Source organism: Paraburkholderia sp. BR10954 (genome assembly GCF_040965775.1).
Lineage (GTDB): Bacteria > Pseudomonadota > Gammaproteobacteria > Burkholderiales > Burkholderiaceae > Paraburkholderia > Paraburkholderia youngii.
Window position 1 is genome coordinate 24,610 of the sequence record NZ_JBFRCK010000048.1, and the last position, 8,657, is coordinate 33,266.

Sequence of the window (8,657 nt, forward strand, 5' to 3'; positions counted from 1 at the left end):
CCGTGGTATGTGCCTGCAAGAACGCCGATGCCATCGAGTCGGTGGACCCGGCTATTGTGAGATGTGTAAGCAGTTGTAGTTCGCCGGGACACGCTGGCATCCAGATCGACTTATAGAAAAAACAATGGCCGGTCTCCCGGCCATGATCGATTGGGCCTGCGAAAACTTCCGCGTCAATCCTTTTCCGCGCTCCGTCCCGACTGCGACTGCGCCGCTGGCATCCTCCGGTAAATGGTGTTCCGCGACACGCCAAGCGCACGCGCCGCCGCCGAAACGTTGCCGCCGTACCGCGCCAGCGTCATCGCGACGACTGATGCGGCGACATCCTGCAGCCGCGCGCCGTCGCGTACCGACGCTTCGCCTGTGGCAAGCGCGTCCGCATTCGCAACGTCGGCGACGGCCGATACGGCAGAGTCACCTTGACCTGCGTCGTCGTCGCCACAACCCGCACCACGAACATCCTCCAAAAAATCATCCGGCAAATGCTCCCACCGGATCACCCCATCCTCTTCCACCATCGCCGCCGCAGTCCGCAGCAGATTAGCCAGTTGCCGGCAGTTACCCGGCCACGCATGCCGCCCGAACGCCGCCATCACATCAGCCGCAACACTAAGCGCCTGTCGCCCGCGGCTTTCCACTGATTCCCACTGCAGCATCTTTTGAACGACGACCGCCAGATCGCTCCGCTCACGCAACGCCGGCAACCGAACCGCAAGCCCGTTGATCCGATAGTAGAGATCCTCACGAAACTGATTCTGCGCAATCATCTCGCGCAAGTTGCGGTGTGTCGCGCAAATAACGGAGACATCGACAGGAACCGACCGCATCGCCCCAAGCGGCGTCACCATCCGCTCCTGCAAAACACGCAGCAACCGCACCTGCAACGAATACGGCATATCCCCAATCTCATCGAGAAACAGCGTACCTCCATTCGCTTGCATCAGCCGGCCGATCGCCCCTTTACGCCGCGCGCCGGTAAACGCCCCCTCTTCATACCCGAACAGCTCGGATTCGATCAGCGACTCTGGAATCGAAGCGCAGTTGACCGCAATAAACGGCCCATCACGTCGCGGCGAATCGTTGTGGATCGCCTGCGCGAGCAACTCCTTGCCGGTACCGGTCTCGCCGGTGACCAGAATCGGAATATCCTTGCCGAGCACCTTGCGAACCTTCGCAATCAGTGCAGACACACGAGCATCACCTGTATCGAGATCGCTGAGCCGCGATAGTCCCGCAGCCGGTTGACGCGCATTCGCACACACCGGTCGCGGTGCGGCTGCACCCTGCACGTCAACGGCCCCGCGCTCCAGCCCAAACGACGCCCGCCTGAACTGCCCACGTGCGCAAACCACCGCACCGTTGTGCAGATTCAGCATCAGATGCGGCGCAACGCCATGCGTCAAACGGTCGATCAGTTGCGCATACGAGATCTGAAACAGCGACGACAGCGTATGCGCGCGCAACGCAGCTAGCGACAAGCCCAACTGAAATTGCGCACTCCGATTCGCGGACAGAAAGCGACCATCATCGGTAAACGCGATGATCCCTTCCATCAGCGTGCCGAGAAACTCGGGACGTCCGTGAAAAGACACTTGCAGCACGTCGCGAAACGCAGTCGAGAACAGATGGTTTTCGATCATCTGCACCGACATCTTCGCGAGCGCCATCGTGTGCTGGTGATAGCTGCGGTGGTCCCCCGTCACGTCGAGCACGCCGATCAGATCTCCATACGGATCGAGAATCGGCACACTCGAACAGGTCAGGAAGCGGTTCGCCGCCAGATAGTGCTGATCGCCATGAACGACCATCGCACACCCCTCGGCGAGCGAGGTACCGATCGCGTTGGTCCCTTGACGATCCTCGGCCCAGTTCGCGCCAGGCCGCAGCGCCACTTTTTCCGCGCGATGCAAAAAGTCGTCGTCGCCGATCGAATGCAGGATCAACCCTTCGGCGTTGGTCAACACGATCATGCTTTGCGTATTGACGATCTGCTCGCGCAGCGTCTCCATGACCGGCATCGCATGCGCGCACAGCACCTGGTTCTGCTCGCGCTTCAGCGCGAGGCCAGTGTCGGACAGGATGTCGTAATCCGGCCGGAACGATGCGCGCAGGCCGAACGTCTCGGAGCGTTCGTGCGCTTTCTGGATCGCCGGGGCAGGCCAAGCTTTGGAGCGGTTAGCCGCCGCCGGGCTGACCGGATGAACGTCTTCGCGCATTGTCTCCTCCTTGGTGCGCCCGGCTCGTGCCGGACGCTTTGATGCGTGTCGACAGAATACTCCGTTTGCCAGTCCGCCCGACGCCCGCCGTGACCCCGCGCGGGCCCGCATCGTTGATCTGCATCAGCGTCGGCCGAATCTGCGGCGTTTCTGAACAACTGCTGCCCGCGCATCTGTTCCGAAACGGAACACTTCCGCTTTATAGCCCAGCCCATTCCCTGAAATTTCGCATGTCGATGCATTGGTATGGTTCCTGCCTGATGTGGTCCCGCGCAGTCACCCGATCACCATCACAAAACGGAGACAAGTGATGAATCCATTTGACCTGAAAGCTCTTGGCATCGACATCGAGTATCCCTATCGCCAGCGTTATGAAAACTACATCGGCGGCAAGTGGGTGCCACCGGTCGGCGGCGACTATTTCGACAACGTGTCGCCGATCAACGGGCAGCCGTTTTGCCGCGTGCCTCGCTCGAGCGCCGCGGACATCGACCTCGCGATCGACGCCGCGCACGCGGCGCGCCGCAAATGGGCGAAGACGTCGGTGACGGAGCGCGCGAACCTGCTGCTCGCGGTGGCCGAGCGCATGGAAAAGAACCTGAAGCTGCTCGCGGTCGCGGAGACAATCGATAACGGCAAGCCGCTGCGCGAAACCATGGCCGCGGACCTTCCGCTCGCCGTCGATCATTTCCGCTATTTCGCGGGCTGCGTCCGCGCGCAGGAAGGCGGCATCTCCGAGATCGACGACAACACGGTCGCTTATCATTTTCACGAGCCGGCTGGCGTGGTGGGCCAGATCATCCCGTGGAATTTCCCGCTGCTGATGGCCGCATGGAAGCTCGCGCCCGCCCTCGCGGCCGGCTGCTGCATCGTGATGAAACCCGCCGAGCAGACGCCGGCTTCGGTGCTCGTGCTGATCGAACTGATCGGCGATCTATTGCCTGCCGGGGTCATCAACATCGTCAACGGCTTCGGCAGGGAAGCGGGCGAAGCGCTCGCCACCAGCAAGCGCATCGCGAAGATCGCGTTCACCGGCTCGACGCCGGTCGGCAGGCGCATTCTGCACGCAGCCGCGGACAACCTGATTCCGTCGACGGTCGAACTCGGCGGCAAGAGCCCGAACATCTTCTTCGCCGACGTGCTCGATCGCGACGACGCATTCCTCGACAAGGCGCTCGAAGGTCTCGCGATGTTCGCGTTGAATCAGGGCGAGGTTTGCACGTGCCCATCGCGCGTGCTGCTTCAGGAGTCGATTTACGAGCGCTTCATCGAGAAGGCGATCGCCCGTGTGGAACGCATCAAGGCCGGCCATCCGCTGAACCTCGAAACGATGATCGGCGCGCAGGCCTCGCAGCAGCAGCTCGACAAGATCCTGTCGTATATCGACATCGGCCGGGACGAAGGAGCGCGGTGCCTCGTCGGTGGCGAGCGCGCCACGCCCGGCGCCGGTCTCGGCGAGGGCTTCTACGTGAAGCCGACGATGCTGTTCGGCAACAACGATATGCGCGTGTTCCAGGAGGAAATCTTCGGGCCGGTCGCTTCGGTGATGACGTTCAAGGACGAACAGCAAGCGATCGAACTCGCGAACGACACGTACTATGGCCTGGGCGCGGGCGTATGGACGCGCGATGGTACGCGCGCTTACAAGATGGGACGCGAGATCGAGGCGGGACGCGTGTGGACCAACTGCTATCACCTGTATCCGGCGCACGCGGCATTCGGTGGCTATAAGCAGTCGGGGATCGGGCGCGAAACGCACAAGATGGCGTTGTCGAATTATCAGCAGACGAAGTGTCTGCTGGTCAGCTATCAGGCGGAGGCGCTTGGGTTCTTCTGAGCGAAGGGCGCGCGTCGTTCACTGACGACGCGCGCTCTACCCCCGCGTGCCCCAGACGTTGGGTAGGCGCGGGGGCAAGCAATTGCGCTGGCATCCCACCCGTCGCTCAGATCACGCCTTGTGCCAGCATTGCGTCGGCGACCCTCACAAAGCCGGCGATATTCGCTCCGTTCACAAAGCTGACCGAACCGTCGTCGCGATGGCCATGTCGCAGGCAGACTTCGTGAATGCTGCGCATGATGTCGTGCACACGTGCATCGACTTCTTCGCGCGGCCAGAAGATGCGCATAGCGTTCTGACTCATTTCCAGACCCGACGTGGCGACACCGCCGGCGTTGCTGGCCTTGCCAGGGGCGTACAGAACGTCGTTGCTTTCGAAGCACCTGGCCGCGTCGTTGGTCGACGGCATGTTGGCGCCTTCCGCGACGCAAAGCACGCCGTTTTCGATCAGCGTTGCGGCGTCCTCGGCATTCAGTTCGTTTTGCGTGGCGCAATGAATTCAATTGTAGGAATCGGGTCGCTTGTCCTGCGATGTTGATCGTCATGAAGAGTCCTTCGCCCGACGAATCAAATTTATTGCTTAATCACGCTAAAAATTCATCCAATTCCGATCGCCGCGGGTCATCTTCGTCCCGATACTTGTCGTTCAGACATAACAAGGAACGACGATGACGAACGGCAACGGCCGGCCAATGATCCGGCTCGCAGGCAATAGCACGGGCTGCGGCGCGATTCTGACTGCATCGTGAGCGTGCCAATTGCGAGAACTTGCTCACCCCCGTGAACACATCCTGGGTCTTTCCTCTGACGCACTACCCGCATGGGGCAATGCGCCTTTGCTGGTGCCGCTCCGTCTGCGCGGCGCCGAAACCCTGGGCAAGCTTTATCGATACACGCTCGATGTCGCGACGATCGAAAGTCCGACGCTCGGAGTGTGGCAAGCACAGGAACTCGTCGTGCCTGATCGCCTGATCGGCAAGGTCATCGACATTTCGATCGCTTTCGACGGCAACGGATTGTTCGGTCGTCATGGGTTGGTACGCGGCGACGTGGCACACGCGAGCGCCGGCCGCCGCACGATGTCGGGCCTCATCACAGGCATCAAACAGATGGGTATCGATGAACGGCGCGCCTATTACCGCCTCGTCGTCCGTCCCTGGCTGTGGCTGGCCACGAAGAACTGCGACAGCAGGATCTTCCAGGACGCCAGCGTGGTGGACATCACTGACCGGGTACTCAAGGAGCGATATCACTTTCCGGTCGTGATGGAACTCGGCGCGCCCGGCCTGCGCAACGGCTACCCGAAGCGGGACTATGTCCGGCAGATGTGGGAATCCGACTTCGATTTCCTCACGCGGATCTGGAGAGAATGGGGAATCTACTACCTGTTCGACGGAATGACGCTGGTACTGTGCGATTCGCCCGGCTCGCACAAACGACACGACAACGCATACGACACGCTGCGCTACCATGCGCCCGACAGCAGGCACGTCGACGAGGAGCACGTTCACAAGCTCGAGGTATCGCATCAGATCACGCCAGGCAAGGTCAGCGTGATCGATTACGACTACACGCGCCCCGGCGCGCGCTTCGAGGGCGAGTACGAGAGCTACAGCGAGCAGGCCCACGACAACATCGAGCAATACGGCTGGGGCGACTATTCGCAGCCGCTTGCGGGTGCGACGGGACTGTCAGGTGAGCGGAGCGACTTCCGCGAGGAAGCCGGGCACCTCGCGAGCGTGCGTGTCGATGCAATGCGCGGTCATCGTCTGCGGCTGAAGGGTCGAGGGAATCTGCGCGGTCTGACAACCGGGAAAACATTCTGGCTCGACAACCATCCGCTGCGGGAAGTCAACGCCGAGTACCTGGTCGTATCGACGACCCTCGATATCCGTAATGCACCGCAGAACACGCAGTCACCCGGCGCGGACACGAACGATGCGCTGCGCCAGTGCGCGACCGACTTCGTGCTCCAACCCGCCAATACGTTCTTCAAAAACCGTCCGAAGAAAAAGCCGCGTTGCGCGGCGGAAACGGCAATCGTGGTCGGCCCCGAGGATCAGCCGATATGGGTCGATGGATATGCACGCGTGAAGGTGCGCTTTGCGTGGGAGCGGCTTGCCCCGAAGAACGACAGCGCCAGTTGCTGGGTGCGGGTGTCGTCGCCGTGGCAAGGCAACGGCTTCGGTGCGATCTATCCGCCGCGCATCGGTCAGGAGGTCACGGTCAGTTATCACGAAGGCGACCCGGACAAGCCTTACGTGTCGGACCGGATGGTCAACGGCCAGAATCAGCCGCCCTGGAGGCTGCCCGACAACCAGGCGCTCTCGGGCATCCTTAGCAGCGAGCTCAAGGCCGGCTGTGCGAGCCAGACCAATCACGTCGTACTGGATGACACGCCGGGCCAACTGCAGGCACAGATCGCCAGCGACCACGCCCAGTCGCGCCTCGTGCTGGGTCACAACACGCATGTCGTGCGCGACGCAGGCCGGCAGCAGGCACGCGGTGAAGGCTGGGAACTGGCGACGAACGCATGGGGTGTCGCGCGAGCCAACCGAGGCATGCTGATCACCACCGAGGCACGTCACGGCGCTAGCACGCCGGCAAAAGATGTCGGTGAGACCGTGGCGCGCCTCACTCAGGCGCGCGACACCCACGAGAACCTCGCGAGTCTCGCGCGGCGGCACGAGGCACAGGAACAGCAGACCAGTCAAAGCGAAGTCGCGCAGGCCATCAAGGCGCAGAACGACGCGATTCGCGGCGGTAGGGCAAGCGCGGAGCTTTCCTTTCCGCAACTGACCCAGCCCGACCTGGTGCTGGCCAGCGCGGCGGGTCTCGGTCTCACGGCAGCGCAAAGCACGCACGTGGCGAGTGCCGAACATATCGCGCTCAGCGCGGGCGGACACGTCAGCGTCGCGGCGATGAAATCGCTGCTGGCGTCGGCGGTCAACGGCGTGCGGGTGTTTGCGCAACATCTCGGCATCCGGCTCAAGGCCGCATCGGGCAAGGTGCAGATCGACGCGCAAAGCGACGACGTCGAGGTCATCGCGCAACGTGTCGTCAGTATCATCAGTAGAACCGATTCGATCAATCTGATGGCCAGCAAGGAAATCGTCTTGCATGCGGGTAACACGAAGGTGGTCATCAATTCGGATGGGTACAAGGTCTATACGGGTGGGGAGCATCGGGTCCATGCGAGCGGTCATCGGACCGAGGGGCCAGCGGCACGGCCTGTCAGTCTGCCTGTCACGCCAGAGAGTCCCGGCAGGCTGGCGGCGCATCATGTGCTGATCGAACACGATTCCGGCTTTGCGCTGCCGAACCAGCCGTACCGGATCACGCTCGACGATGGTCGGCTGATTCAGGGTGTGACCAACGCGCTTGGCGAAACGAGCCTCGTCACCAGCAATATGCTTGCGTTCGCGACGGTCGAACTGCTTGCCGCGAGCGAGCCGGACAAAGTGATTGCGCTTAGCAGAGGCGCAGTGATCAGAGCGGCGAATGAGTCATTCACTGGCGCTGTACCCAATGCCGAGAAACGCAGTGCCACGGTCGCAGGAAAGGCCGTGGCCTCTCCGAACGAGAGCGCGACGACGGAAGATAAACGACCCGAATTCGTCTCGTGCGATCCGATGAACTTCGGGCTGCGGTTTTATCACTTCGTCAACGGTGCGGCCGAGGGTGACACGCCCGCCGGTATGTCGATGCGCAAGGGTGTCGAGTACCCGGTGACCAAGGCTTATGCGGCTGCGATTAAGGCTGCGTTGCAGGGGATCGATTGGGGCGGGGTGGCTTGGCCGTTGACTGCCGATTCGAAAGACATGATTCAAGACACGGTCAGGCCGATATTGGAAGAGGCGCTTGGCGCTGGACCCTTTGGATTGCCACGACGCGATGTCGTCAACCCGGAAAATGGCGGTGCCATGTTAAAGCTTGTAATTGTCGATCCACAGCGGGAAACGCAATACGGCCTGCGACAGGATGTCAGCGCCGCGTTCATCGGAAAATACTGGCATATCGCTGTCAACGAGAATGAGATCGCGCGCATCCTCGAATACAAGAACCGGCCGGCCTCCCTGGATAACCGTCTCAGGGCATTTGCCGATACGCTGTATCACGAGTCTCGCCACTGCCAGCAGTACTTCTGGATGCTTTCACTACTACAGCACTATCCAGACGACTATAGGGACCTGCCGAATATTCAGAAGGTGTATTCATCGGCAATACGCAAGAGCGCATTTACATCCGCCGGCAACACGCCCTTACCTGACGACCATCGCGTTCACATCGGTCTGCACAGGATGCTTGTCTTCCACTACTTCTGGCTGATTTCCTACCTGCAGGACAAGCCGGACTGGGAGTACGTGAGACGAGATCTCCCGCTTGCCGTCAGGAAAGTATGTGAGCTGCTTTATGTCTCTGCTGAAACAGCACAAAAAATGGCGCAATTCGAAACCGGCTACAGGAGCCAACTTCATGAAGAAGATGCCTACGCCTGCGCGGAAGTGGTTCAGGCCTACTGGCGCAATCCTGATGATCCTCTCGTTCGCAATCCCGGTACATGCACAGCTCAGTACGCCGACGCCCTCAGGATCGTCGGGGCC

General features: G+C 61.3%; 3 protein-coding genes and 1 pseudogene. 2 read left to right on the forward strand and 2 right to left on the reverse strand.

Annotated elements, in window-relative coordinates; translation table 11 throughout:
- Window positions 1–173 precede the first annotated feature (173 nt).
- Window positions 174–2,216 carry a sigma-54-dependent Fis family transcriptional regulator gene (locus tag AB4Y34_RS36865; RefSeq protein WP_368718816.1) on the reverse strand — a complete coding sequence of 681 codons (2,043 nt, stop codon included), beginning with the start codon at window positions 2,214–2,216 and terminating at the stop codon, window positions 174–176.
- A 310-nt stretch (window positions 2,217–2,526) separates the two neighbouring features.
- Here AB4Y34_RS36865 and AB4Y34_RS36870 point away from each other — a divergent pair, with 310 nt between their 5' ends.
- Window positions 2,527–4,053: an aldehyde dehydrogenase family protein gene (locus AB4Y34_RS36870; protein ID WP_368718817.1), complete on the forward strand. Its 1,527-nt coding sequence runs from the start codon at window positions 2,527–2,529 to the stop codon at window positions 4,051–4,053.
- A 106-nt stretch (window positions 4,054–4,159) separates the two neighbouring features.
- On the opposite strand, the pseudogene AB4Y34_RS36875 reads toward AB4Y34_RS36870, so the two are convergent.
- Window positions 4,160–4,552 (reverse strand): annotated as a pseudogene (locus tag AB4Y34_RS36875) (glutamate dehydrogenase); the annotation flags it as partial.
- A 343-nt stretch (window positions 4,553–4,895) separates the two neighbouring features.
- Here AB4Y34_RS36875 and AB4Y34_RS36880 point away from each other — a divergent pair.
- On the forward strand, window positions 4,896–8,657 hold a 3,762-nt coding region (locus tag AB4Y34_RS36880; RefSeq protein WP_368718818.1), incomplete at its 3' end, for a type VI secretion system Vgr family protein.